The sequence below is a fragment of the Aromatoleum diolicum genome (assembly GCF_012910955.1).
GTDB lineage: Bacteria > Pseudomonadota > Gammaproteobacteria > Burkholderiales > Rhodocyclaceae > Aromatoleum > Aromatoleum diolicum.
In genome coordinates, this window is the sequence record NZ_WTVQ01000126.1 from 1 (window position 1) to 460 (window position 460).

Annotated in this window: 1 protein-coding gene; it reads left to right on the forward strand. The window is 52.8% G+C overall.

Translation table 11 applies throughout. The features are described 5' to 3' along the window. Positions 1-460, forward strand: a 460-nt coding sequence (locus GPA25_RS23705; RefSeq protein WP_484463062.1) for a TraC family protein, incomplete at both ends; no start/stop codon positions are given.

Consider the following 460-nt stretch of genomic DNA (forward strand, 5'->3'; position numbering starts at 1 on the left):
GTGTATGACCATTGTGGTACAGCCACAAGATAAGCTGGAAGCCGATTTTACCCGACTAGCGAAGAATGCCGTAGGGGAGAACACCGAGTCTGGCCGTGTTCGCCAGGATGTCAAAACCGTCAAAGAGTATCTGGGTAACCGGCATAAGCTGTACCGTGCTGGGCTGACGTTTTTGCTGCGCGCTGATGATGTGGAAACGCTCAATCATAAATGCGTAGAGCTGACGACGGTGTTGCTAGGTGCTGGCTTGCAGCCAGTGCGGCCGGAGTATGACGTTGCACCACTGAACACCTATTTGCGGGCATTACCTATGTGTTTTAACCCGGAGACGGATAAGAAACACTGGTATACACGGCTAACGTGGGTACAGCATCTGGCAGGGTTATTGCCTGTAACGGGCCGAGAAACCGGTACGGGTAATCCCGGGATCAGCTTTTTCAATCGCGGGGGCGACGTATTT